Origin of the sequence: Ekhidna algicida (genome assembly GCF_051379705.1) — a bacterium.
Taxonomy (GTDB): Bacteria; Bacteroidota; Bacteroidia; order Cytophagales; family Cyclobacteriaceae; genus Ekhidna.
In genome coordinates this window covers 3,049,559-3,074,086 of the sequence record NZ_CP179868.1, presented here as the reverse complement: position 1 = coordinate 3,074,086, position 24,528 = coordinate 3,049,559, and the positions used below count along the sequence as shown (strand labels likewise).

The 24,528-nt window shown below is 39.9% G+C and carries 23 protein-coding genes and 4 tRNA genes; 3 read left to right on the top strand and 24 right to left on the bottom strand.

Going from position 1 to position 24,528, the window contains the following annotated elements; translation table 11 throughout:
- Nucleotides 1-14 precede the first annotated feature (14 nt).
- The 18 genes from rpsJ to ACL8WY_RS13525 all read right to left on the bottom strand — a co-directional run bounded on the left by rpsJ (nt 15) and on the right by ACL8WY_RS13525 (nt 16,827).
- Entirely contained in the window at nt 15-320 is a 306-nt protein-coding gene (gene rpsJ, locus ACL8WY_RS13610) for a 30S ribosomal protein S10 (RefSeq protein WP_089356797.1), read from the bottom strand.
- A gap of 10 nt (nt 321-330) precedes the next feature.
- A complete protein-coding gene (gene fusA, locus ACL8WY_RS13605) occupies nt 331-2,439 on the bottom strand; it encodes an elongation factor G (RefSeq protein WP_436515302.1) in 2,109 nt (702 codons plus the stop codon).
- A gap of 8 nt (nt 2,440-2,447) precedes the next feature.
- Nucleotides 2,448-2,915 (bottom strand): 30S ribosomal protein S7, encoded by a 468-nt coding sequence (rpsG, locus tag ACL8WY_RS13600; RefSeq protein WP_436515301.1) that lies wholly within the window; start codon nt 2,913-2,915, stop codon nt 2,448-2,450.
- Nucleotides 2,916-2,927: 12 nt separating this feature from the next.
- Nucleotides 2,928-3,302, bottom strand: a complete 375-nt coding sequence (rpsL, locus tag ACL8WY_RS13595; RefSeq protein WP_089356794.1) for a 30S ribosomal protein S12 — start codon at nt 3,300-3,302, stop codon at nt 2,928-2,930.
- Between the two features lie 118 nt (nt 3,303-3,420).
- Nucleotides 3,421-3,753 carry a DUF3467 domain-containing protein gene (locus ACL8WY_RS13590; protein ID WP_436515300.1) on the bottom strand — a complete coding sequence of 111 codons (333 nt, stop codon included), beginning with the start codon at nt 3,751-3,753 and terminating at the stop codon, nt 3,421-3,423.
- 4 nt (nt 3,754-3,757) lie between these two features.
- Complete coding sequence (rpoC, locus tag ACL8WY_RS13585) at nt 3,758-8,068, bottom strand: DNA-directed RNA polymerase subunit beta' (RefSeq protein ID WP_436515299.1); 4,311 nt, start codon at nt 8,066-8,068, stop codon at nt 3,758-3,760.
- 55 nt (nt 8,069-8,123) lie between these two features.
- A complete protein-coding gene (rpoB, locus tag ACL8WY_RS13580) occupies nt 8,124-11,993 on the bottom strand; it encodes a DNA-directed RNA polymerase subunit beta (protein ID WP_436515298.1) in 3,870 nt (1,289 codons plus the stop codon).
- Between the two features lie 130 nt (nt 11,994-12,123).
- Nucleotides 12,124-12,504: a 50S ribosomal protein L7/L12 gene (gene rplL / locus ACL8WY_RS13575; RefSeq protein WP_348283884.1), complete on the bottom strand. Its 381-nt coding sequence runs from the start codon at nt 12,502-12,504 to the stop codon at nt 12,124-12,126.
- A gap of 31 nt (nt 12,505-12,535) precedes the next feature.
- Nucleotides 12,536-13,066, bottom strand: a complete 531-nt coding sequence (rplJ, locus tag ACL8WY_RS13570) for a 50S ribosomal protein L10 (protein ID WP_436515297.1) — start codon at nt 13,064-13,066, stop codon at nt 12,536-12,538.
- A gap of 5 nt (nt 13,067-13,071) precedes the next feature.
- Nucleotides 13,072-13,770, bottom strand: coding sequence for a 50S ribosomal protein L1 (gene rplA, locus ACL8WY_RS13565; protein ID WP_436515296.1), 699 nt, complete (start codon nt 13,768-13,770; stop codon nt 13,072-13,074).
- A gap of 9 nt (nt 13,771-13,779) precedes the next feature.
- Nucleotides 13,780-14,223, bottom strand: coding sequence for a 50S ribosomal protein L11 (gene rplK / locus ACL8WY_RS13560; protein WP_436515295.1), 444 nt, complete (start codon nt 14,221-14,223; stop codon nt 13,780-13,782).
- An 11-nt stretch (nt 14,224-14,234) separates the two neighbouring features.
- Nucleotides 14,235-14,798, bottom strand: a complete 564-nt coding sequence (gene nusG, locus ACL8WY_RS13555; protein WP_436515294.1) for a transcription termination/antitermination protein NusG — start codon at nt 14,796-14,798, stop codon at nt 14,235-14,237.
- 15 nt (nt 14,799-14,813) lie between these two features.
- Nucleotides 14,814-15,005, bottom strand: coding sequence for a preprotein translocase subunit SecE (gene secE, locus ACL8WY_RS13550; protein WP_348280412.1), 192 nt, complete (start codon nt 15,003-15,005; stop codon nt 14,814-14,816).
- Nucleotides 15,006-15,024: 19 nt separating this feature from the next.
- Nucleotides 15,025-15,097, bottom strand: a tRNA-Trp gene (locus tag ACL8WY_RS13545).
- A gap of 95 nt (nt 15,098-15,192) precedes the next feature.
- The gene (tuf, locus tag ACL8WY_RS13540) at nt 15,193-16,380 is read right to left on the bottom strand and encodes an elongation factor Tu (RefSeq protein ID WP_436515293.1); all 1,188 of its coding nucleotides are present in this window, start codon (nt 16,378-16,380) and stop codon (nt 15,193-15,195) included.
- Nucleotides 16,381-16,449: 69 nt separating this feature from the next.
- Nucleotides 16,450-16,521, bottom strand: a tRNA-Thr gene (locus ACL8WY_RS13535).
- 70 nt (nt 16,522-16,591) lie between these two features.
- Nucleotides 16,592-16,664 (bottom strand) — tRNA-Gly (locus ACL8WY_RS13530).
- 77 nt (nt 16,665-16,741) lie between these two features.
- Nucleotides 16,742-16,827, bottom strand: a tRNA-Tyr gene (locus ACL8WY_RS13525).
- 258 nt (nt 16,828-17,085) lie between these two features.
- Here ACL8WY_RS13525 and ACL8WY_RS13520 point away from each other — a divergent pair.
- Genes ACL8WY_RS13520 through frr form a run of 3 tightly spaced genes read left to right on the top strand, consistent with a single transcriptional unit; the run spans nt 17,086 to nt 18,913 of the window.
- Entirely contained in the window at nt 17,086-17,580 is a 495-nt protein-coding gene (locus tag ACL8WY_RS13520) for an acetyl-CoA carboxylase biotin carboxyl carrier protein subunit (protein WP_436515292.1), read from the top strand.
- Nucleotides 17,581-17,634: 54 nt separating this feature from the next.
- Nucleotides 17,635-18,339, top strand: a complete 705-nt coding sequence (gene pyrH / locus ACL8WY_RS13515) for a UMP kinase (protein WP_436515291.1) — start codon at nt 17,635-17,637, stop codon at nt 18,337-18,339.
- A gap of 19 nt (nt 18,340-18,358) precedes the next feature.
- A complete protein-coding gene (gene frr / locus ACL8WY_RS13510) occupies nt 18,359-18,913 on the top strand; it encodes a ribosome recycling factor (protein ID WP_436515290.1) in 555 nt (184 codons plus the stop codon).
- Between the two features lie 60 nt (nt 18,914-18,973).
- Here the strand turns inward: frr and nadD are convergent, their stop codons facing one another.
- The 6 genes from nadD to ACL8WY_RS13480 form a co-directional block, all read right to left on the bottom strand.
- A complete protein-coding gene (gene nadD, locus ACL8WY_RS13505; protein ID WP_436515289.1) occupies nt 18,974-19,549 on the bottom strand; it encodes a nicotinate (nicotinamide) nucleotide adenylyltransferase in 576 nt (191 codons plus the stop codon).
- 1 nt (nt 19,550) lies between these two features.
- Complete coding sequence (gene gmk / locus ACL8WY_RS13500; protein WP_436515288.1) at nt 19,551-20,117, bottom strand: guanylate kinase; 567 nt, start codon at nt 20,115-20,117, stop codon at nt 19,551-19,553.
- A gap of 325 nt (nt 20,118-20,442) precedes the next feature.
- Nucleotides 20,443-21,033, bottom strand: coding sequence for a sigma-70 family RNA polymerase sigma factor (locus ACL8WY_RS13495; protein WP_436515287.1), 591 nt, complete (start codon nt 21,031-21,033; stop codon nt 20,443-20,445).
- Between the two features lie 275 nt (nt 21,034-21,308).
- The gene (gene ahcY / locus ACL8WY_RS13490; RefSeq protein WP_436515286.1) at nt 21,309-22,616 is read right to left on the bottom strand and encodes an adenosylhomocysteinase; all 1,308 of its coding nucleotides are present in this window, start codon (nt 22,614-22,616) and stop codon (nt 21,309-21,311) included.
- Between the two features lie 123 nt (nt 22,617-22,739).
- Nucleotides 22,740-23,669: a hypothetical protein gene (locus ACL8WY_RS13485; RefSeq protein WP_436515285.1), complete on the bottom strand. Its 930-nt coding sequence runs from the start codon at nt 23,667-23,669 to the stop codon at nt 22,740-22,742.
- A gap of 87 nt (nt 23,670-23,756) precedes the next feature.
- Nucleotides 23,757-24,515, bottom strand: coding sequence for a biotin--[acetyl-CoA-carboxylase] ligase (locus ACL8WY_RS13480; protein ID WP_436515284.1), 759 nt, complete (start codon nt 24,513-24,515; stop codon nt 23,757-23,759).
- Nucleotides 24,516-24,528: the final 13 nt, after the last annotated feature.

The following is a 24,528-nucleotide window of genomic DNA, read 5'->3' as shown; positions in this document are numbered from 1 at the left end:
TGTTATAAATCGGATTATACTTTTATCTCAACGTCTACTCCACTTGGAAGCTCCAACTTCATCAAAGCATCAACAGTCTTAGCGCTATTGCTATATATATCTACAAGTCTCTTGTACGTACATAGCTGAAATTGCTCTCTGGCTTTCTTGTTCACGTGAGGTGACTTAAGCACAGTAAATTTTTCCTTTACAGTTGGAAGAGGGATTGGCCCACTCACAACTGCTCCAGTAGTCTTAACTGCTCGAACAATTTTCTCAGAAGACTTGTCAACCAAATTATGATCGTAAGACTTAAGCTTTATTCTAATTTTCTGATTCATCTTAATTTCTTTATACGTTGGCTGTGCCTTTTACATCAGCAATAACTCCTTCGGCGATATTCTTTGGTACCTGATCGTAGTGAGAGAACGTCAAGGAAGCAGTTGCTCTTCCTGAACTGTTAGTTCTTAGATCAGTCACGTATCCGAATAGTTCGGACAATGGAACATCTGCTTTTATTACTGCAGAAGTACCTCTTGTGTCCATGCCTTTCATCATACCTCTTCTCTTGTTCAAATCACCAGTAATAGTACCGGTGTATTCGTCCGGAGTAACAACCTCTACTGCCATGATTGGCTCAAGGATAACTGGCGAACATTTTGAGGCTGCTTCTTTAAATCCAGATCTAGCTGCAAGTTCGAACGATAGCGAATCTGAATCTACATCGTGGAATGATCCATGATACAGTCTCACTTTCATATTATCGATTGGATAACCTGCCAATGGTCCGTTAACCATTGCTTGCTCAAATCCTTTTTGGATTGCTGGGATGAATTCTTTTGGAATCACACCACCAACGATTTGATTTACAAACTGAAGCCCGTCCTTCTCGTAATCTTCATCTTTCGGTCCGATCTCGAATACAATATCAGCGAATTTACCTCGACCACCTGATTGCTTCTTGTAAACTTCTTTGTGCTCAATTGAATTGGTAATTGCCTCTTTGTACGCTACCTGAGGAGCACCTTGATTTATTTCTACTTTAAACTCTCTTTTCAGACGATCAATGATAATATCCAAGTGTAGCTCTCCCATTCCTTTAAGGATGGTCTGACCAGTTTCGTGGTTAGTTTCAACCTGAAGGGTTGGATCTTCTTCAATCAATTTTCCAATAGCGATACCTAACTTGTCTACGTCTGCCTGAGTTTTTGGCTCAATTGCGTATCCAATTACCGGATCCGGGAAGTCCATTGATTCCAGAACGATCTTGCCTTTTTCATCACAGAGTGTATCACCTGTTTTGATATCCTTAAAGCCTACGACCGCACCAATATCACCGCAATGTAGCTTATCGATTTGATTTTGCTTATTTGCGTGCATCTGAAAAATCCTTGAGATACGCTCTTTCTTATTGGTTCTCGTATTGTATACATAAGAACCAGAATCCAGCGTGCCTGAGTATGATCGAACGAAGCAAAGTCTACCTACGAATGGGTCAGTAGCAATTTTGAATGCCAGTCCTGAGAAAGGCTCATCTGGAGACGGCTTTCTTGTAACAGGTTCTTCAGTATCAGGATTTGTTCCTGTAATACTATCTCTATCCAAGGGAGATGGAAGTAATTCCATCACATAATCAAGAAGTGTCTGAACACCTTTGTTTTTGAAGGCCGACCCACACATCATTGGAACGAATGCTAGATCTATGGTTGCTGCTCTAAGCGCTGCAACAATTTCGTCTCTTGTAATACTATTCGGATCTTCGAAGTATTTCTCCATCAATCCTTCATCGTATTCAGCTACTGACTCTACCAAATTTTCTCTGTAGGTAGCAACCTCATCAGCCATGTCGGCAGGAATGTCAATTTCTTCGAACGTCATTCCCATGTCGTCCTCATTCCAAACAACTGCTCTGTTTTCTACAAGGTCTACAACTCCTTTGAAATTTTCCTCAGCACCAATAGGTAATTGAAGAGGCACAGCTTTTGTGCCCAGCATTTCTTTTACTTGATTACAAACTTTCAAAAAGTCTGCACCTGATCGGTCCATTTTATTAACGAAACCAATTCTTGCTACCTTATAATTATCTGCTAGTCTCCAGTTAGTTTCAGACTGAGGTTCTACACCATCTACTGCACTAAACAAGAAAACTAAACCATCAAGAACTCGGAGTGATCTGTTTACCTCAACAGTAAAGTCAACGTGGCCTGGCGTGTCAATGATGTTGATATGGTACTCATCATCTTTGTACTTCCAAAATACGGTGGTAGCAGCGGAAGTAATAGTAATACCTCTTTCTTGCTCCTGCTCCATCCAATCCATGGTAGCACCACCATCGTGAACTTCTCCAATTTTGTGATTTACCCCAGCGTAATATAGAATACGCTCAGTAGTAGTAGTTTTTCCAGCATCAATGTGAGCTGCAATACCAATATTTCTTGTAAACTTTAAGTCTCTTGCCATTTTCGTTCTTAGAATCTGAAGTGTGAGAATGCTTTGTTAGCTTCGGCCATTCTGTGCATGTCGTCTTTCTTTTTCACGGAAGCACCTTCGCCTTTTGATGCGGCAATAATTTCAGCAGCGAGACGATCCTGCATTGTTTTTTCTCCTCTTAGTCGAGCGTATTTAATCATCCACTTGATCCCTAGAGCGATTTTTCTATCTGGTCTTACTTCGATTGGTACCTGGAAGTTAGCTCCACCAACTCTTCGAGCTTTTACTTCGACAGAAGGCATGATATTACTCAAGGCTGTCTTCCATGTTTCAAGACCACTTTCACCTGTCTTTTCTTCTACTTGCTGAATTGCGTTGTAAAAAATTTTGTAAGAGACACTTTTCTTACCGCTTAACATTAGGTTGTTAACAAACTTAGTGACAAGCGTATCCTGATAGATAGGATCAGGAAGGATGTATCTCTTTTTTGGTTTTGCTTTTCTCATTTCTCCTGCAAATTATTTTTTAGGTCGCTTAGCGCCGTATTTAGATCTTCTTTGTAGACGTCCGTTTACACCAGCGGTATCCAACGCCCCTCTAATGATGTGATATCTCACACCTGGCAAATCTTTTACTCTACCTCCTCTGATTAGCACTATTGAGTGCTCTTGAAGGTTGTGTCCTTCTCCTGGGATGTAGGCATTTACTTCTTTACCGTTGGTAAGTCGTACCCTGGCCACCTTTCTCATTGCTGAGTTTGGCTTCTTAGGAGTGGTGGTGTACACACGAGTACATACACCTCTTCTTTGTGGACAAGAGTCCAATGCTGGGGATTTTGACTTAGAAGTCAACTTCTTTCTTCCCTTCCTTACTAATTGTTGTATAGTTGGCATACGCTATTATTTCTAATCGTCCCAAAATTTGGGAACGCAAAGATAGATATATTGAGATTATATCAAAAAGTTAAAAGATGAATTAACGGGATTATTTCTAGAAATATTAAGAACCATATCAAGCTTCGCCCATGGTTCCTCCAAAATTCATGGGGAATTTCGGAATTTCATCGGCTTGTTTTACCTCTCCAAATGAGGCTTCATACTTCTTAATATTGTCTTGAAGTGCATGTAATAGCCGTTTTGCATGTTCTGGTGTTACCACAATTCGTGACTTCACTTTTGCTTTTGGAACTCCAGGCATCAGCCGAATAAAATCAATCACAAATTCACTGCTTGAGTGGGCGATCATAGCCAAATTAGCATAGATGCCCTCGGCAGTTTCCTCCGAGAGCTCTATGTTAATCTGATTATTTGGATTCTTTTCGTCTTTTTTTGGATCGTCGCTCATGGTATTAAGCTTCTTCTACTTCTTTCGCTTCGAATTCTTCTTTAGAAGACACTAGCTTATCGTACTCTTCCTGAGAGTTGACGATATAATTCTGATGCTCTCTAATTCCGGTTCCAGCTGGGATCAAGTGTCCAACAATTACATTTTCCTTGAGACCAATCAAAGTATCTGCTTTTCCTTTAATGGAAGCTTCACTCAATACTTTGGTAGTTTCCTGGAATGAGGCTGCAGAAATAAAGCTCTCAGTTCCTAGTGACGCTTGCGTGATGCCTTGAAGCGTTGGCTTACCAGTTGCTGGTTCGGCATCTCGAGTTGTCATTGCCTTAAGATCTCTCCGCTTCAAGCTTGAAACCTCGTCTCTTAAACTTCTTGCATCAATGATTTGACCTGCTTTGTAGTTCGAAGAATCTCCTGGATCAACGACTACTTTCTTATCAAGAATTGTATCGTTTTCTTCCATGAAGGCGAATCGATCAGCTAATTGATTTGTAAGGAAGCTTGTATCTCCCGGATTCTCAATTACTACTTTCTGCATCATCTGACGAACGATCGCCTCGATGTGTTTATCATTGATTTTTACACCTTGTAGTCGGTATACTTCTTGAATTTCATTCACTAAGTATTCCTGAACTGCAGTAGGGCCCTTGATTTTTAAGATATCTGCCGGAGTAATTGCTCCATCAGACAGTGCATCTCCTGCTCTTACGTAATCATTGTCCTGAACAAGAATGTGCTTAGAAAGCGGCACCATGTAACGTTTCTTCACACCATCTTTAGATTCGATGTAAATTTCTCTGTTACCTCTCTTGATTCCACCGTATTCAACAACACCGTCGATTTCACTTACTACAGCTGGATTCGAAGGATTTCTTGCCTCGAAAAGTTCTGTTACTCTTGGAAGACCTCCTGTAATATCTCTGGATTTACCAGTTTTTCTAGGAATCTTGGCAAGTACTTGACCTGACTTGATTTTCGTTCCTTCTTCCACTGCTAAGTGAGCTCCAACCGGAATGTTGTAAGCTTTCTGAGTTTCCCCATCCTTTCCAACAACCTCGATAGCAGGATTCTTAGTTTTATCTTTTGTATCAATAATTACTTTCTCTCTGTGACCTGTTTGTTCATCAGATTCCTCTTTAAAAGTGACACCTTCAATGATTGAATCGAATGATGCGGCACCGTCAAATTCAGACATAATCACGGCATTGTATGGATCCCAGTAACATAGCTCATCGCCTTTAGCCACTTTACCACCATCTTTTACTTTAAGAATAGCTCCGTAAGGAACGTGGTTTGAAATCAATACTTTTTCTTTCTTAGCATCTAAGATCTTGATCTCTCCTGATCTTCCCATCACAACCTCAATCTTCTTGCCTTCATCGTCGGTTGACTTCACTGTTCTCAGCTCATCAAACTCGATAACACCATCAAACTTCGCTTTGATATTTGCATCTACTGCGATGTTTGAAGCGGTACCCCCTACGTGGAATGTTCTCAACGTAAGCTGTGTTCCGGGCTCTCCAATTGACTGAGCTGCGATTACTCCAACAGACTCCCCTACGTGAGACATCTTACCTGAAGAAAGATTTCTACCGTAACATTTGGCACAAACACCTTGACGAGTTTCGCAAGTTAGTACAGACCTGATTTCAACTTCTTCGATGCTAGACTGATCAATGTAGTCTGCAATCTCTTCAGTAAACTCAGCGCCCGATTCAATTACTAATTCTTCAGTGATTGGATCGTAGATATCATGCACAGATACTCTACCAAGAACACGCTCAGAAAGTGCTTCTACAACTTCTTCATTGTCTTTCAATGCCGAAACTGAAAGTCCTCTCAGCGTTCCACAATCATCTTCGTTGATAACTACATCTTGAGCCACATCAACAAGTCGTCTTGTTAAGTAACCTGCATCGGCAGTTTTCAATGCTGTATCTGCAAGTCCTTTTCTCGCACCGTGTGTGGAGATAAAGTACTCAATTACATCCAGCCCTTCCTTAAAGTTTGAAAGAATCGGGTTTTCAATGATTTCACCAACGGATCCTTGGAGATTCTTCTGTGGCTTGGCCATCAATCCTCTCATTCCACCAAGCTGACGAATCTGCTCTCTCGATCCCCTTGCACCTGAGTGCATCATCATGTAGATCGAGTTAAAACCTTGATCATCCTCCTCCATCTGCTTCATCAGCGAGTTAGTCAACATGGTGTTCGTTCTTGTCCAGATATCAATTACCTGGTTGTAACGCTCATTGTCCGTGATTAGACCCATCAGATAGTTTTGCCATACAGCATCTACCTCTTCTTTCGCTTGCTCTACTAATTTCTCCTTTTCAGCTGGGATATTGATGTTATCAAGGCCCATAGACAGGCCGCCTTTGTAGGCCATCTGGAATCCTAGCGCTTTGATATCATCAAGGAAGTGGGCTGTTCTAGCCATTCCAACAATCTTGAAGACATTAGATATAATTTTCTGAAGCTTTTTCTTGGTAAGTAGTTCATCAACAAATCCTACCTCTTCAGGAACTGATTCATTGAACAATACTCTACCAGCTACAGTCTCTATGATTTTTGATTCAAGTTCTCCTTGCTCATTTCTTACTTTGGTTCTCACCTTTATGTAAGCGTGCTGCGAAACTTGCTTCTCATTCATGGCAATAATTACCTCTTCATGAGAATAGAAAATTTGTCCTTCTCCTGCTACTTTTTCTTTATCCGTGCTTCTTCGACCTTTAGTAATATAATAAAGTCCCAATACCATATCCTGTGATGGTACCGCAATAGGTGCACCGTTTGCAGGGTTAAGGATATTGTGAGAAGAAAGCATTAATAAGGAAGCTTCCAAAATTGCTTCATGCCCTAGTGGTACGTGAACAGCCATTTGGTCACCATCGAAATCGGCGTTGAATGCTGTACATGCAAGTGGGTGAAGCTGAATAGCTTTTCCTTCAATCAATTTTGGCTGGAATGCCTGGATACCCAGTCTGTGAAGTGTAGGTGCCCTGTTCAATAACACCGGATGTCCTTTCAAGACGTTTTCAAGGATATCCCAAACTACAGGATCTTTTCTGTCTACAATTTTCTTCGCTGACTTTACAGTCTTGACGATTCCGCGTTCAATAAGCTTTCTGATAATGAATGGCTTGAATAACTCAGCTGCCATATTCTTAGGCAACCCGCACTCATGCATTTTCAATTCAGGTCCTACAACGATTACAGATCGACCTGAGTAGTCAACTCTTTTACCAAGTAGGTTTTGACGGAATCGACCTTGCTTACCTTTAAGCATATCACTCAAAGACTTAAGTGCTCGGTTTCCATCAGATCTTACTGCGTTTACTTTTCTTGAGTTGTCGAAAAGTGAATCCACAGCTTCCTGAAGCATTCTCTTCTCATTTCGAAGGATTACTTCCGGAGCTTTAATATCTATTAGTCTTTTCAGTCGATTATTTCTGATAATAACTCTTCTGTATAGGTCATTCAAATCAGAAGTTGCAAATCGACCTCCATCCAATGGCACTAATGGACGTAATTCTGGTGGAATTACCGGTACCATTTTCACGATCATCCACTCTGGTCTATTCTCAATTCGAGTTTTTGCATCTCTGAAAGCCTCTACTACTCTTAGTCGCTTTAGTGCTTCAGCTTTTCTCTGCTGAGACGTGTCTGTGGCGGCCTGGTGTCTTAGTTCAAATGAAAGATCATCGAGCTGAGTTCTAGCCAAAAGCATTTCCAATGCATCTGCACCCATCATCGCGATGAATTTGTTTGGATCATCATCCTCAAGAAGTTGATTTTCTCTTGGTAGTTTATCAAGAATATCCAGGTATTCTTCCTCGGTAAGGAAGTCTAATTTAGAAATCCCGTCTTCTTCTTTAACTCCAGGTTGAATTACGATGTATCGCTCGTAATAAATAATTTGATCCAACTTCTTGGTAGGTACACCAAGTAGGTATCCAATCTTATTTGGCAAAGACTTAAAGTACCAGATATGAGCTACAGGCACTACCAACTCTATGTGTCCCATTCGCTCTCTTCTTACCTTCTTCTCAGTAACTTCAACACCACATCTATCACAAATAATGCCTTTGTATCGGATTCTTTTGTATTTACCACAGTGACATTCCCAATCTTTTACAGGACCGAAGATTCGCTCACAGAAAAGGCCACCCATTTCAGGTTTATAAGTCCTATAGTTAATGGTTTCTGGCTGGGTTACTTCACCATGCGAGCTTTCCAGAATAGATTCTGGAGATGCAAGACTGATCGTAACCTTTTTGAAGTCGTTGTGAATTTTTTTGTTTTTTCTGAACGCCATGTTGTATATCAATAAAGCCTCCCGATCGCTCGGGAGAATGATTGTCAATAATTAATTAGTCCAAAGTAATTTCAAGAGCCAGTCCTCTCAATTCATGTATTAATACATTGAATGATTCAGGAATGTTTGGCTTATTCATGTTCTCGCCTTTAACGATTGCTTCATAAGCTTTTGCTCTACCAATTACATCATCGGATTTGATAGTAAGGATTTCTTGTAGAACGTTGGCTGCACCAAATGCCTCCAATGCCCATACCTCCATCTCTCCGAAACGCTGACCTCCAAACTGTGCCTTACCACCAAGCGGCTGCTGGGTAATAAGCGAGTATGGTCCGATACTTCTTGCGTGCATCTTATCATCTACCAAGTGACCTAGTTTCAGCATGTAAATCACACCAACAGTTACTGGTTGATCGAATCTCTCACCAGAAAGTCCATCGTATAGATAGGTTCTACCAAAGTTTGGCAGACCTGCCTCTTTCAATTCGTTCTGGACTTCTTCCTCAGAAGCACCATCGAAAATTGGAGTGGCGTACTTTCTATCTAGCTTCAATCCTGCCCATCCAAGTACAGTCTCATAGATCTGACCAATGTTCATCCTTGAAGGTACACCCAGTGGATTCAATACGATATCTACAGGAGTTCCATCTTCCATGAATGGCATATCTTCTTCACGTACAATTTTCGCTACAACCCCCTTGTTACCGTGACGACCGGCCATCTTATCTCCTACCTGAAGCTTACGTTTCTTAGCTACATAAACTTTAGCAAGCTGAACGATACCAGCCGGCAACTCGTCTCCTACTTCTAGTGTGAATCTTTCTCTCTTGAAATGTCCTGAAATATCATTTCGGTAACCCATGTAGTTTTTGATCAACATGAATATTGCGTCATTGATCTTATCATCAGTTACCCAATTTTCGATAATTAAATCAGAGATCAAGTTTGCCTCTTCCGGCACATTGTAGTTACTCTCATCTCTGTACTTATTCTTAGGTGGGAATAAGTTCGCTTCGATATTCTTTTTCGAAAACTTAACCCCTTTGCTCATCACTTCTTCACCAAACTTATGTTTGATTCCCTGACAAGTTTTACCCTCAATAAGCTGTGCAATCTTATCCAGCATTAATGCTCGAGCTTCAGATAATTGCTGGCTATACCTGTTTTTAAGTAATTCAACTTCTTTCTTAGCTCTCGCTCTTACATCTTTATCCTTCTTAGGTCTTGAGAAAAGTTTGGTATCAATTACTACACCTTTTAATGATGGAGAAGCTTTCAATGAAGCATCTTTTACATCACCTGCTTTATCTCCAAAGATGGCCCTAAGAAGTTTTTCTTCCGGTGTTGGATCAGACTCTCCTTTAGGTGTAATCTTACCAATTAAGATATCTCCTTCCTTTATTTCCGCTCCAGTTCTAATAATTCCATTTTCATCAAGGTTTTTGACAGCCTCTTCCGAAACATTTGGAATCTCACTAGTAAGTTCCTCTTCTCCTCTTTTAGTATCTCTTACTTCAAGTTCGAACTCATCAATGTGGATAGACGTAAAGATATCCTCACGAACTACTCGCTCAGAAATTACAATCGCATCCTCAAAGTTGTATCCTTGCCATGGCATGAAAGCAACCTGCATGTTGATACCGAGTGCAAGCTCTCCCTTTTCAGTTGCAAAACCATCGCACAGTGCTTGTCCTTGTTTTACTTTATCGCCTTTCTGAACGATTGGCTTCAAGTTAATGCAGGTATCCTGGTTTGTTCTTCTAAACTTAACAAGATCATATGTTACAACAGAGTCGTTGAACGTAATAACCTGCTCGTCAGCATTTAAATCATACTTTACAGTGATCTTATTCGCATCAACATATTCGATTATTCCATCTCTTTCTGCTCTGATCAATGCTCTTGAGTCAAGTGCTACTCTTTCTTCCAGACCTGTGCCCACAATAGGAGCTTGTGGTCTCATCAAAGGAACTGCTTGACGCTGCATGTTTGATCCCATCAATGCCCTATTCGCATCATCGTGCTCAAGGAAAGGAATCATAGATGCTGCAACCGACACAATCTGGTTAGGTGCAACGTCCATGTAGCTAACTTCGTCTTCGCTACAAAGTGGGAAGTCACCTTCAAATCTTGCTTTAATCTTATCATTTAAGAATTTACCCTTATCTGACAATGGCGCATTGGCCTGTGCGATGTTGTGGGTATCTTCTTCTTCTGCTGTCAAGTACTTTACATTACCAGACATATCTACAGTACCCTTTCCTACTTCTCTGTAAGGAGTTTCGATGAATCCCATCTGGTTCACTTTAGCGTGAACACATAGGGAGGAAATCAAACCAATGTTTGGTCCCTCTGGGGTTTCAATAGTACAAAGTCTACCGTAGTGTGTGTAGTGAACATCACGAACCTCAAAACCAGCTCTTTCTCTTGAAAGACCGCCTGGTCCTAGTGCGGACATCCTTCTCTTATGCGTAACCTCAGCAAGTGGATTCGTTTGATCCATGAACTGAGATAGCTGATTCGTTCCAAAGAATGAGTTGATTACTGAAGACAATGTTCGTGCGTTGATTAGATCAACAGGCTTGAAGTCTTCATTGTCTCGAACGTTCATTCGCTCACGGATGGTTCTAGCCATTCTAGCCAAACCAACTCCGAATTGTGAGTAAAGCTGCTCTCCTACCGTTCTTACCCTTCTGTTACTCAAGTGATCGATATCATCAACCACTGCTTTACTGTTGATTAGTCCGATCAAGTATTTTACTATTAGGATAATATCCTCAGTTGTTAATACTCTTCGATCCCAATCCGTATCGATACCTAATTTCTTGTTGATTCTGTATCTTCCCACTTCACCAAGATCATATCTTTTATCTGAGAAGAATAGGCTGGTGATAATATCACGTGCAGTTTGTTCATCAGGAGCCTCCGTATTTCTCAACTGACGATAAATCTGCTCAACTGCTTCTTTTTCAGAGTTAGAGTTGTCTTTCTGAAGTGTATTATAGACGATTGAGTATTCGGCGATATTCACATCTTTTCTGTGAACGATGATTGACTTTGATCCAGAATCGATAATTGTTTGAATATCGTCTTCTGTGATAATGCTATCACGCTCAAGTACTACTTCATTTCTATCAATAGAAACTACCTCTCCAGTATCTTCATCCACAAAATCCTCCGTCCAGGTCCTAAGTACCCTTGCGGCAAGTCTTCTATCTATGACTTTCTTAAGATCCTTTTCAGTTGCTTCGATTTCTTCAGACAGTCCAAAGAGGTCAAGAATTTCTTTATCAGACCCGTATCCGATAGATCTAAGCAATGTTGTAATAGGGAATTTCTTCTTTCGATCGATATACGCATACATCACGTTGTTCACATCTGTAGCAAATTCGATCCAGGATCCCTTGAAAGGAATAATTCTGGCACTATACAGAAGGGTGCCATTTGTATGCTTGCTTTGGGCGAAGAACACACCTGGCGACCTGTGTAGCTGCGAAACTATTACACGCTCAGCACCATTAATCACGAAGGAGCCTTTCTCTGTCATATATGGGATATTACCCAAAAATACTTCTTGCTCAATCGTTTCAAAATCTTCATTTTCTTCGTCGTTGCAAAGTAGACGAAGTTTAGCTTTTAGTGGAACAGAGTAAGTCAATCCTCTTTCGATGCATTCTTGAATGCTATACTTTGGAGGGTCCACTGTATAATCTACAAATTCCAATACGAAATTTTCTCGCGAATCCGTGATTGGGAAGTTTTCCATGAACACTTTATAAAGGCCTTCGCCTTCCTTCCTTTCGGCAGGTGTGTCAAGCTGGAAAAAGTCAACAAATGACTTTAATTGTACATCCAGAAAATCCGGATAATCAATAACTGATTTTATTGAAGAGAAATTTATTCTCGTGTTATTGTTGTTAGCCAAAGCTTACGGAGTTTTAGTTTTTAAAAATGAACAGGGAATTAGCATTATATACAAACAGGAAAAGACCTGATCCCTAATCCCGAAAATTTCGGGAGGGAGCCAGGCCTAAACCTTTGGTATTATGTGCTAATTACTTTAATTCTACTTCAGCACCAGCTTCTTCAAGCTGCTTTTTCAATGCTTCTGCTTCGTCCTTAGCGATTCCTTCTTTCACTGCCTTAGGAGCACCATCAACAAGCTCTTTTGCTTCTTTAAGTCCTAGTCCAGTAAGTTCTTTCACCAACTTAACGATAGCAAGTTTTGCGCCACCTGGAGACTTAAGGATCACGTCGAAAGAAGATTTTTCTTCTTCAGCTCCGCCTTCAGCTCCGCCACCACCAGCAACCATTACTGGTCCTGCTGCTGCAGCTGGCTCAATTCCGTACTCATCTTTAAGGATGTTAGCTAATTCGTTTACCTCTTTCACTGAAAGGTTAACTAGTTGCTCTGCAAATTCTTTTAAATCCGCCATTTTATTAAGTGTTAATTCTGTTTAAAAATTTTTAATTCTCTCGTTCTGAAAGTGTTTTAACAATACCGGCAAGTTTGTGCTCTCCACTCTGAAGTAGAGTAAGTACATTCTTAGCAGGCGATTGCAATAGTGTGACGATCTCTCCAATAAGCTCTTGCTTAGATTTCAAGCTAGCAAGTGCTCCAAGTTGATCTTCGCCAATAAATAAATCCGAGTCTATGGAAGCAGCCTTGAATTTTGGTCTGTCATTAGCATCTTCTTTCTTGAAGTCTTTAATGATTTTCGCAGGAGCGTTGGCAACTTCGTTAACGAACATAATGCCAGACGTACCCTTCAACACTTCGTCTAATGACGAAAAATCTCCATCCACATTTTCAAGGGCTTTCTTAATAAGCGTGTTTTTAACAAGCTTATACTCTACTCCTTTGTTGAAGCACATTTCTCTGAACTTATTGATCTCAGCTACTGAGAGACCTGAAGTATCAGCTATATAGAAATGATCTGTTTCCTTAAGCTTTGCTGTAAGGTCACTTATTAATTGTGCTTTGTCTTCTCGTGTCATAACTCTTATATGTTTGTTATGCTACTTTTATCAATTGCTATCCCACTACTCATAGTACTAGAGAGTGTAATCGACCTGAAGTATGTCCCTTTTGCAGAGGCAGGCTTCAATTTTGATACCGTCTGAATCATTTCAAGCGCATTGTCTTTGATTTTATCTGCTTCGAATGACACTTTGCCCACACTTGTGTGGATGATTCCGAACTTATCAACTTTAAAGTCAATTTTTCCAGCTTTTACTTCTTTTACTGCCTGTCCAATATCCATTGTCACAGTTCCTGACTTTGGATTGGGCATCAATCCTCTTGGTCCAAGTACTCTCCCGAGCTTTCCTACTTGTGCCATCACAGTCGGCATAGTTATGATAACGTCAATATCCGTCCATCCTCCTTCAATCTTTTTAACGTAATCATCCAATCCTACATGATCAGCACCAGCATCTTTCGCTTCTTGCTCTTTATCAGGTGTGCATAGCACCAATACTCTCACATCTTTACCTACTCCGTGAGGTAGAGATACTACTCCACGAACCATTTGGTCAGCTTTCTTTGGATCAACACCTAGTCGAATGTCGATATCTATTGAAGAGTCAAACTTGGTGAAGGTAATTTCCTTCACAAGTTTTGAAGCTTCTTCCAAAGAATACTCTTTCCCAACCTCTAACAGTTCTTGAGCTTTCTTTTGATTTTTTGTAAGCTTTCCCATTACCAAATATTAATTTGCCCAAGGGGCTTTACCTGAAATTTTCACGCCCATGCTTCTCGCAGTACCAGCTACTACTTTCATAGCAGACTCTATACTGAATGCATTCAAATCTGGCATCTTAGTCTCCGCAATTGTTTTGACCTGATCCCATGATACTGAACCCACCTTCACACGGTTTGGCTCGGAAGATCCTTTTTTCAACTTAGCGGCTTCCATTATAAGCGAAGCTGCTGGAGGTGTCTTTATTACAAACTCAAAAGACTTATCAGCAAAAATTGTCACTAGAACGGGAAGCAGTTGACCTGGCTTATCCTGAGTTCGAGCGTTAAATTGCTTACAGAAGTCCATGATATTCAGACCTTTCGCACCAAGTGCCGGCCCAACTGGAGGTGAGGGGTTAGCCGCTCCTCCACGAATCTGCAATTTCAAATAGCCTGATATTTCTTTAGCCATTTTTTAACTTATTAATCTTCTTTTTCTACCTGTATATAATTCAATTCGACAGGTGTATTTCTGCCAAAAATCTTAACCGTAACATTAAGCTTCTTACGATCCTCAAATACCTCCTCTACTGTACCTGTGAAGCCACTAAAGGGACCGTCCATCACTTTCACACTTTCACCCACTATGAATGGGGTATCAAGCTTCTCTTCATATTCCTCAACCTCGTCGACTTTTCCAAGGATTCTATTAACCTCAGCTTGCCTTAAAGGAATTGGATCTTTTGTAGTGCTACTTCCGGTTGATCCTAGAAAGCCGATCACATTCGGAATTAACTCTTTATTCGTAACCAGATGTTGAACCTCGCCATTGGAGAAGTCGGCTTGGATCAATACATACCCTGGAAAAAAATTTCTTTCTCTTACTCTTTTTTTGCCATTACGCATCTCATATACTTTTTCCGAAGGAATAAGTACCTGAGGAATATAGTCAGCCAATTCTTGTCGTACCACTTCATTTTCAATGGCTTCTTTGACTTTCTTTTCCTTGCCGCTAACGGCTCTAACTACGTACCACTTATGCTCCATCCTGTCCCGTACGTATTATAGTTCCTGATAAATAAATTCCATTAAATTCTCGAAGGCATAGTCTATAGCTCCAATCATGAGCGCAAAAATCAACGATGCTACGAGCACCAAGATGGCGCTATTTTGCAAATCACCATACTTCGGCCATGACACCTTATGTGTCAATTCGTCGTACGAATCTTTGAAAAATGTGATAACTTTAGACATAATTTTCCTTCATTTTTAGCACGGGAGGAGGGACTCGAACCCCCAACCAATGGTTTTGGAGACCACTACTCTACCAATTGAGCTACACCCGTAAAAAACAAGCAGTCCCAAAAGGACTGCAAATTTAGAGTAATCAGTTTGTATAAACAAATCCCGACCTACTTACGTATGTCGGGATAACTATTTATTAATCAAGAATTTCAGTTACCTGACCAGAACCTACAGTTCGTCCACCTTCTCTGATCGCAAATCGCAATCCTTTTTCTAGTGCAACCGGGTTAATCAAGTTCACTTCGATAGTAACGTTATCACCTGGCATAACCATTTCTACGTTTTCAGGAAGCATAATTTCACCTGTTACATCTGTAGTTCTCAAGTAGAACTGAGGTCTGTACTTATTGAAGAATGGAGTGTGACGTCCACCTTCTTCTTTTGATAGAACGTAAACCTCTGCTTTGAACTTAGCGTGAGGAGTTACTGAACCTGGCTTGCAGATAATCATTCCTCTTTTGATTTGGTCTTTTTCAATACCTCTCAAAAGTAGACCAACGTTATCTCCAGCTTCACCTCTGTCCAGAATCTTACGGAACATTTCTACTCCTGTAATTGTAGACTTAAGATCTTCAGCACCCATACCAATGATATCTACTGCATCTCCAGAGTTGATTACTCCTCTTTCAATTCTACCAGTAGCAACAGTTCCTCGACCCGTAATTGAGAATACATCCTCAACTGGCATCAAGAAATCTTTATCTATAGCTCTTTCTGGAAGTGGGATGTACTCATCCACTGCATCCATAAGCTCTTCAATTTTTCCTACCCATTTGGCATCACCATTAAGTCCACCAAGTGCAGACCCTTGAATTACCGGAATGTCATCCCCTGGGAAATCATAATCAGAAAGTAACTCTCTGATCTCCATTTCTACTAGCTCAAGAAGTTCAGGATCATCTACTAAATCAACTTTGTTCATGAATACAACTAGCGCTGGAACACCTACCTGTCTTGAAAGAAGGATGTGCTCTCTAGTCTGAGGCATTGGTCCGTCGGTTGCTGCTACCACAATGATAGCTCCATCCATCTGGGCTGCTCCAGTTACCATGTTTTTTACATAATCCGCGTGACCAGGGCAGTCTACGTGAGCATAGTGACGTTTTTCAGTCTGATACTCAATGTGTGAAGTATTAATGGTAATACCTCTTTCTTTCTCTTCTGGTGCGTTGTCGATCGCAGAAAAGTCTTTTATGTCTGCAAGTCCTTTTCCAGCTAATACAGCTGAAATGGCAGCAGTTAAAGTTGTTTTACCATGGTCAACGTGTCCGATTGTACCAATATTTACGTGTGGTTTCGAACGATCAAAGGTTTCTTTAGCCATGCTTGATAATCCTCGTTTGTTTAATTTATTGTTATTACTCTATTTTCTAATACTAATTCCTTGCACAAGAGCCAATGAGGGGATTTGAACCCCTGACCTCTTCCTTACCAAGGAAACGCTCTACCCCTGAGCTACATCGGCTAATTCTAAACTCTTAAGTCCGGAATTTTGAACCAAAGAGCTCAAAGACCCTGATAATTTCAGGGATTTGAGCGGGTGACGAGGCTCGAACCCGCGACCTACAGCTTGGAAGGCTGTCGCTCTACCAACTGAGCTACACCCGCTTGTTTTAAAATTTCAAATGACAAATGACCAAACAAGCAGTTCTGAAGTCTGGTTTTGAAATTTGGCATTTCAAAAATGGTGGGGAGAGCAGGATTCGAACCTGCGAAGGAATACACCAACAGATTTACAGTCTGTCCTCGTTGGCCGCTTGAGTATCTCCCCTAGTTTTAATTACTTTTAAGAACGTCTTTTTCCAGATGCTTTCCAGAAAAAGGATTGCAAAAGTATACGGTTTTTTCAACTAATCAAATTTTCATTTTTATATAAAAAAACTATTTTGCCTCCATCCAATGTTTTTTTGTGAAATCCTCGAATGTTGTGCTATGATTCAACTGTTGGTTGGCTTAAAAAACAGGTTTAATTTTTAATGCACAGTAGTATCCATATTTTTGGACTTCTTAATATCAAAACGCAATTCTAATGATAGAAGTAAAGGTCGATGACGGTAATAAAATCAAGGTTTCGAGAAAGAAGGACGAACTCTTTATAAATGATCAGTCCTTTGAAGGTGAGATTGTCAAAATAGATACACACTTATATAAAGTATATAAAGAGAATAAGATTTTTCGCGTGGAGGTTGTCGACTCGTCGGGGAAAGAAATTACCCTAAAAGTGAATGATCATCTTATGAATGTCAACGTTACCGATCACATTGATCAGATTTTAGACAAACTAGGGATGAATGTGGCTGCGAGTACGGCCGTGAAGGATGTAAAAGCTCCTATGCCTGGGTCTATCTTAAATATTATTGTGACAGAAGGAGCTGAAGTGAGCCAAGGCGATCAGCTACTGGTACTTGAGGCAATGAAAATGGAAAATGTAATTAAGTCGCCTGGTGAAGGTAAGGTTAGTAAAATACATGTCTCAGAAAAAGAGAATGTAGAAAAAAATCAAGTCTTGATTTCATTCGAATAATTTCAAGGGTACGGATATATATTTGCACGATTTCTTAAGACATAAAACCACAAAATGACCTACAAACGAATACTACTAAAATTAAGCGGTGAAGCATTAATGGGTGATCAACAGCACGGTATTGACTCGAATCGCTTAACTCAATATGCTGAAGACATTAAGAATGTGGTTAATGAAGGTGTTGAGGTAGCAGTTGTGATCGGTGGTGGTAACATATTTCGAGGAGTCGAAGCAGAAGCTTCTGGCATCGACCGAGTACAGGGCGACTACATGGGTATGCTTGCTACAGTCATAAATGCCATGGCGTTACAGAGTATGTTTGAGAAACATGGCATGTATACTCGTTTAATGTCCGGATTAAAGATGGAGCAAGTATGTGAGCCATTTATTCGGAGACGTGCAATTAGGCATTTGGAAAAAGGTAGAGTGGTCATATTTGGAGCGGGAATTGGAAATCCTTATTTCACAACTGACTCTACGGCTAGCTTGCGAGCTATTGAAATAGAAGCGGATGTTGTTTTGAAAGGTACGCGTGTTGATGGTGTGTATTCTGAAGATCCTGAAAAGAATCCCAATGCTGAGCGTTATTCGAAAATTTCGTTTCAGGAGGCTTATGAAAAGAATTTGAATATTATGGATATGACGGCATTTACTCTCTGCCAGGAGAATAATTTACCAATTATCGTTTTTGATATGAACCAGAAAGGAAACCTTCAGAAAATTGTGGCTGGCGAGGAAGTAGGAACCCTGATTAATTGATTATTTATAATTTTCACTTATGGAAGAAATTGAGATATATCTAGATACTGCTAAAGAAATGATGGAAAGTGCTATACAGCACACGCTTGATGAGTTTGCGAAAATAAGAGCGGGAAAAGCAATGCCAAACATGCTTGATGGAGTTGAGGTGGAATATTATGGAACTATGACACCCCTAAACCAAGTGGCTGGTGTAACTACTCCTGACGCAAGAACTCTGAGTGTCAAGCCATGGGAAAAAACAATGCTTCAAGAGATTGAGCGAGCCATCATTAATAGTAATCTCGGATTCAATCCTCAGAATGATGGTGAGCAAATTCGCATTAACATACCGCCCCTAACTGAGGAGAGACGACTTCAGCTAATGAAACAGGTGAAGGCTGAGGCCGAGAAAGGGAAAGTAAGTATTCGAAATGCGAGAAAAGATACGAACGATTCCTTGAAAAAATTGGACGGAGTTTCTGAAGACTTAATTAAGAGTTCTGAAGAGGATGTACAGAAACTTACCGATACATATAGCGCTAAGATTGATGCGCTTGTAGAGAGTAAGGAGAAGGATATTATGACTGTATAAACTAGTTTGACTTTAAGTACAATACTGAACTCATTCACCAATTCCGAGTGCTATTCGATTCTAGTCTTTGAAATACCCCTTATGATGTATCATTTGAGCCACAGAATCTGGCACCAAATATTTAATTGATTTTTCGTCTTTCACGAGCTTTCGAATCAATGTGGCTGATATGTCTACTTCGGGAGCTTCAATCATTTTTACCTGTTCTGAATTTGATAGTTCGCTTTGCTTGGAATGTGGCCTAGGGTAGACGATTAACCCAAAGTGCTCCAATATCTTATCATGGTTTTTCCATTTTGGGAAAGACTCAAGGTTATCCTCTCCAATGATCAACTTAAACTTTTTGTCTGGATATTTTTCCTGGAGCAGTGTCAGGGTATCGATGGTGTAGCTAGGGCGCGGCATATTGAATTCAATGTCACTAGATCTAAATTTATAATCATCTCCTATAGCGGCATTAACCATATCAAGCCGATCGAACTCATGGAGGAGATTCTTGTTTTTCTTAAATGGATTTTGCGGACTTACGATAAACCATACTTCATCTACATCAGTGGTTTCTTGCACCAGGCTTGCTATGATCATGTGCCCCGTATGAATTGGATTGAATGATCCAAAAAATAATCCTATTTTCATCTTATTCAGCAGTAAATGATTTTACAATTCTCTCTGCTTCATTGATCGCTTCATCCAAGTGTTCATTAAGAACTACTTGATCAAAATGAACCTCTTCCTTCATCTCCTCCGAAGCTTTACTAATACGCATTTTGAGAACTTCTTCGCTTTCTGTATTTCGCATTTGCAATCGATCACGTAATACATCTTTACTTTTCACCTTTACAAAAATAGAAATGGCTTGATCTCCCAGTATTTTCTTTAAGCGTATGCCTCCTTTTACATCCACATCAAAAATCACATGGTTTCCATCCGCCCAAATTCGTTGAACCTCACTTTTAAGAGTACCGTAAAAGGTGTCTTGATATACCTCTTCCCACTCCAGAAGTTCTTCTGATTCCTTTTTAGATATAAAGTCATTTAAGGAAAGAAAATAATAATCACGACCGTCAATTTCAGTCGGGCGCTTTGGACGTGTGGTCGCAGAAATAGAGAAGCGAAGATTCGGAATTCTATCCAGCAGACTATGTACTATGGTCGTCTTACCGGCTCCAGACGGAGCAGAAAATATGATAGCTTTTCCTTCCATCCGGCGAAGTTAAAATGATCACCTCACAATCTTACCCCGAATTTCATTTGCGAGTGCATTAGGGACAGATTTGTTGTTCATCTTGGTTTTTAGAAGTTGCCTTATCTGTTTTTCAACATTGTAGTGAGCAAAGCAGACCATACATTTTTCTATATGGGAATGAAAAAACTCTTCCTGAACAGGTGTGGCTTCATTATCCAGCATGAGATTTAATATCCTCAAGCACTTATCAAAATCACTACAACCACAATCGGGACAATCTGACATTTCTGGAATGTTATTTTTGTATTAGTATGGAATGGCGAGACTCTGAAAAAAGTTCAGATTAATTGTATCCCATAGATAATGCGTACGATCCCAGCTTCTCTCTTAACAAGTTTCTGGCTCTGTGCAGTCTGGACCTAACAGTTCCTATTGGAATGTCCAAAATCTTCGCCATTTCTTCATATGTGAATCCTTCAAGGTCACATAATATGACTACTGTTCTAAAATCAACTGCTAATGAGTTAAGAGCATTGCTGATCTCATCACCAATCATATCCTTGGTGGTTTCCATTCTCAGGTCTACCGTAGCATTGCTCGGAGTATCTTCAGAATTATAAAACTGCTCTACCTCCTGATAATCTACTTTGGAAGGTTGCTTGCTTTTCTTTCTATAGTCGTTGATGAAGCTATTTTTCAAGATTCTGTATAACCAAGCCTTGGCATTGGTTCCTTCCTGAAAAGAGTTTATGAAGCGAAATGCCTTCATATATGTGTCTTGAACTAAATCTTTAGCATCATCTTCATCGAAGGTTAGTCTATATGCAAAGTTGTACATTGAGTCTACATGAGGCATAAATTCCCCATCAAACACCTGTACTTTTTTTGATTCGGAATATGATCTTTTTACTGGAGTATCTACTTGATTGGTCATTTCTGCTTCAATTTACATGTATGTACATCAATATACGCTATTGATTTAGATTTGTTCTAAATAAGTGAATTCTTTTTAGAGATTTCAACTTAGTAACCGCTTTTCAATGTGATTGTTCAGTACCTGACACTCAACATTTGATTAGGGTCAAGTAGGTATTATCCAAAATCCTGCCAGCTCATAAACTCTGCCATTCAGTCAGATTGTAGCTATTGGAGATAAAAAAAGGATTCTCCCAAATGGAAGAATCCTTTAAATCAAGAATCTATAGTTCTCTAGTATCTGTAATATTCTGGCTTGAATGGACCTGCCACTTCAACTCCAATGTAATCAGCTTGATCTTTAGATAAAGTGTCCAATTCCACCCCTATCTTAGATAAGTGAAGTGCTGCTACTTTTTCATCAAGATGTTTTGGAAGCATATAAACTGCATTGTCGTAGTTTTCATGATTCTTCCAAAGTTCTATTTGGGCCAGTGTTTGGTTCGTAAATGAATTTGACATTACAAAAGATGGGTGACCTGTAGCACAGCCAAGGTTAACCAATCTTCCTTCAGCCAAAACGATGATATCGCTTCCGTTCACATTATATAGATCTACTTGCGGTTTGATCTCAATGTGAGAACCACCATGATTCTTTTTCAACCAAGCCATGTCTATTTCATTGTCGAAGTGACCAATGTTACAAACTATCACTTTGTCTTTCATTTTCTCAAAGTGCTCTCCTTTTATGATATCCTTGTTTCCGGTAGCGGTTACAACTATATCGGCTCGAGAGACAGAGTCTGACATTTTCTTTACTTCAAAACCATCCATGGCAGCTTGAAGCGCACATATTGGGTCGATTTCTGTAACGATCACTCGTACACCCGCACCTCTCAATGAAGCCGCAGAACCTTTGCCAACATCACCATATCCTGCTACAACAGCTACTTTACCTGCAAGCATTACATCTGTAGCTCTCCTGATCGCATCAACTAAAGATTCTTTACAACCATATTTATTATCGAACTTCGACTTTGTAACAGAATCATTGACATTGATTGCCGGCATTGGCAATGTGCCATTCTTCATTCTTTCGTAAAGTCTGTGTACACCAGTGGTTGTTTCTTCAGAAAGCCCTTTAATGTCTTTCACCAATTCCGGATATTTGTCTAAAACCATATTGGTTAAATCTCCACCATCATCAAGGATCATATTCAATGGCTTTCCATCTTCAAACGCAAAGATTGTTTGCTCAATACACCAATCAAATTCTTCGTCATTCATACCTTTCCAAGCATAAACCGGAACTCCAGTTTTAGCAATTGCAGCGGCAGCATGATCTTGGGTTGAGAATATATTACATGAAGACCATGTTACATCAGCACCTAATTCTACAAGAGTTTCTATTAGAACTGCAGTCTGAATAGTCATGTGAAGACAGCCTGCGATTCGAGCTCCGGCTAGCGGCTTCTCTTTACCATACTCTTCCCGAAGGGCCATTAGGCCAGGCATTTCTGCTTCTGCCAGTTCTATTTCCTTTCTTCCCCAATCTGCTAAGGCTATGTCTTTTACTTTAAATTTTTCCGTAGTTACGCTCATTATTTATATAGTTCTCGTATTGATTTTTCATTTTTTCGGAGTGCAAAGGTAAGTTTTAAAATGGCTAAATAAGAAACCCCACCTTAATCGGGTGGGGTTAAAAAATAAATTGCTTATGAAGAATTAGTTCGATTGTTGCTTTTTAACTGCAATAATATAATTATACAATCTTCCTGAGGAAGCACTAGCATGATCTTTCGACTTTGATTCGGTATAATCAGCATTTCTGAAATCTGGTCTGTAGCCCATTAGCATTCTTCCAGACCCACTAAATGTAGTTCTCGCACCTGCACAAGTAGTCACATAGCCATAAGGAACATTTGATCGCTCTGTATCAACACCTGTGCTGACGTATGAACTTTGAGGTGATGGTAAATGTCTTACAATATTTCCAAAACCAGGGATACTTTTTTTCAATCCAATGGCATATGCGGTAATCTTCGCTTGACTTCCTTTGATGTGATCTTTTGAGGACACTTTCCAGGTATTACCACTTGGGTAAGAAGAAGTAACCATGTTGCCTGAGCCACTCCAGTGTACTTTTACACCACCACCTACTAAGTGATATGCGTTGCTAACAGAAACTGTTTCAGAGGGATGACTTGCAGCTGTTGGAGTAGTTTCTTCTTTTAATATAACATGACTTGCCAATTGGGATCTTGTAAGGCCATTTACCCTCATTCCTACTGCATAAGCTACAATACTGTGAGTATCTGAGGTCAAATGATCTTTAGAGCGAGCTGTCCAAGTGCGTTTATTGGTTGAAGGGCTGCTTTCAGTAATGTATGCACCATAAGAAGCATTTTTCACCCAAGCGCCACCCCCAACAAGAACAAATTCCGGATCAACGTCAACAGTAACACTAGGCGCATGTTCCAATCCGGAGCTTTCATTATACCACACTCTGATTTCAATATCCCCTGATGCATCATAGCTTGGAAATGACTCTGCCTCAGGATTTACAATACCAAGATCTGAATTCAAATCTTCCTCAGCACATGAAAAGGTGATTAAGAGTAGTGAAAGCGCAAAAATAATTTTAGTGAGTTTCATAAAAAATTGTGATTAATGTGATAAAAAATTAAGCGTACTAAACTAGAATTTTTTATCTATATCACACAACTTTTTACGTTATCTGTTCTATCCAATAAATTGAATCTCTTTTATTCCAAAATATTTTAAGTTGCCATCTTGTTCAACAGCTAGCCTTCCTAAATGATCTATCCCTATTATTTCACCTTCAAACTCTCCCCGTTCTGACTTAAATATTCTTTTTTCACCCCTCCACATCAACAAGTCGTGATAGTCATTGAGTATTTCTTCGGTTTTTCCGGCTTTAAGCTTTAGGTACCATTTTTCAATATTGCAAAGCAACTTTTCAAGAATATCTTCCCGCTCAAAATCTTTACTTGATTCCATGGCTAAGGAAGTTGCAGTAGACATTTCAAAGCCTTTTTGGTTTACATTAAGTCCGATTCCCACAACTGATGATTCAAGCGTAGCTCCCCTTAAGTTATTCTCAATTAACACTCCTGCTATTTTTTTCTCATTAATGTATACATCGTTGGGCCACTTTAAAAAGATATTCCCACTTAAGAATTCTTTCAATGTATCAACGATGGCTAACCCAGTGATTAGATTCAGGTTAAATTGATTTGCTGGAGGGAGAAACTTGGGTCGTAGCAATAAGGACATCAGGATATTCTTTCCAGGCTCTGCAGTCCAAATGTTTCCACGCTGACCTTTACCACTTTGCTGCTCATTGGTATATACCAAAGTACCTTCAGGTTCATTGAAATTACGTGTCATCTGTACCAACTCATCATTGGTTGAGTGACATTGTGGCAGAAAAACAACTTTTTTACCTAAGAATAAGGGTTTGGCAAAGATTTTATGCAATAGAATTAATGTA

What these genes read in the sequence shown, in the direction of transcription:
- rpsJ (WP_089356797.1), bottom strand. Translation starts at nt 320, where the DNA reads ATGAATCAGAAAATTAGAATAAAGCTTAAGTCTTACGATCATAATTTG.
- fusA (WP_436515302.1), bottom strand. Translation starts at nt 2,439, where the DNA reads ATGGCAAGAGACTTAAAGTTTACAAGAAATATTGGTATTGCAGCTCAC.
- rpsG (WP_436515301.1), bottom strand. Translation starts at nt 2,915, where the DNA reads ATGAGAAAAGCAAAACCAAAAAAGAGATACATCCTTCCTGATCCTATC.
- rpsL (WP_089356794.1), bottom strand. Translation starts at nt 3,302, where the DNA reads ATGCCAACTATACAACAATTAGTAAGGAAGGGAAGAAAGAAGTTGACT.
- ACL8WY_RS13590 (WP_436515300.1), bottom strand. Translation starts at nt 3,753, where the DNA reads ATGAGCGACGATCCAAAAAAAGACGAAAAGAATCCAAATAATCAGATT.
- rpoC (WP_436515299.1), bottom strand. Translation starts at nt 8,068, where the DNA reads ATGGCGTTCAGAAAAAACAAAAAAATTCACAACGACTTCAAAAAGGTT.
- rplL (WP_348283884.1), bottom strand. Translation starts at nt 12,504, where the DNA reads ATGGCGGATTTAAAAGAATTTGCAGAGCAACTAGTTAACCTTTCAGTG.
- rplJ (WP_436515297.1), bottom strand. Translation starts at nt 13,066, where the DNA reads ATGACACGAGAAGACAAAGCACAATTAATAAGTGACCTTACAGCAAAG.
- rplA (WP_436515296.1), bottom strand. Translation starts at nt 13,770, where the DNA reads ATGGGAAAGCTTACAAAAAATCAAAAGAAAGCTCAAGAACTGTTAGAG.
- rplK (WP_436515295.1), bottom strand. Translation starts at nt 14,223, where the DNA reads ATGGCTAAAGAAATATCAGGCTATTTGAAATTGCAGATTCGTGGAGGA.
- nusG (WP_436515294.1), bottom strand. Translation starts at nt 14,798, where the DNA reads ATGGAGCATAAGTGGTACGTAGTTAGAGCCGTTAGCGGCAAGGAAAAG.
- secE (WP_348280412.1), bottom strand. Translation starts at nt 15,005, where the DNA reads ATGTCTAAAGTTATCACATTTTTCAAAGATTCGTACGACGAATTGACA.
- tuf (WP_436515293.1), bottom strand. Translation starts at nt 16,380, where the DNA reads ATGGCTAAAGAAACCTTTGATCGTTCGAAACCACACGTAAATATTGGT.
- ACL8WY_RS13520 (WP_436515292.1), top strand. Translation starts at nt 17,086, where the DNA reads ATGATAGAAGTAAAGGTCGATGACGGTAATAAAATCAAGGTTTCGAGA.
- pyrH (WP_436515291.1), top strand. Translation starts at nt 17,635, where the DNA reads ATGACCTACAAACGAATACTACTAAAATTAAGCGGTGAAGCATTAATG.
- frr (WP_436515290.1), top strand. Translation starts at nt 18,359, where the DNA reads ATGGAAGAAATTGAGATATATCTAGATACTGCTAAAGAAATGATGGAA.
- nadD (WP_436515289.1), bottom strand. Translation starts at nt 19,549, where the DNA reads ATGAAAATAGGATTATTTTTTGGATCATTCAATCCAATTCATACGGGG.
- gmk (WP_436515288.1), bottom strand. Translation starts at nt 20,117, where the DNA reads ATGGAAGGAAAAGCTATCATATTTTCTGCTCCGTCTGGAGCCGGTAAG.
- ACL8WY_RS13495 (WP_436515287.1), bottom strand. Translation starts at nt 21,033, where the DNA reads ATGACCAATCAAGTAGATACTCCAGTAAAAAGATCATATTCCGAATCA.
- ahcY (WP_436515286.1), bottom strand. Translation starts at nt 22,616, where the DNA reads ATGAGCGTAACTACGGAAAAATTTAAAGTAAAAGACATAGCCTTAGCA.
- ACL8WY_RS13485 (WP_436515285.1), bottom strand. Translation starts at nt 23,669, where the DNA reads ATGAAACTCACTAAAATTATTTTTGCGCTTTCACTACTCTTAATCACC.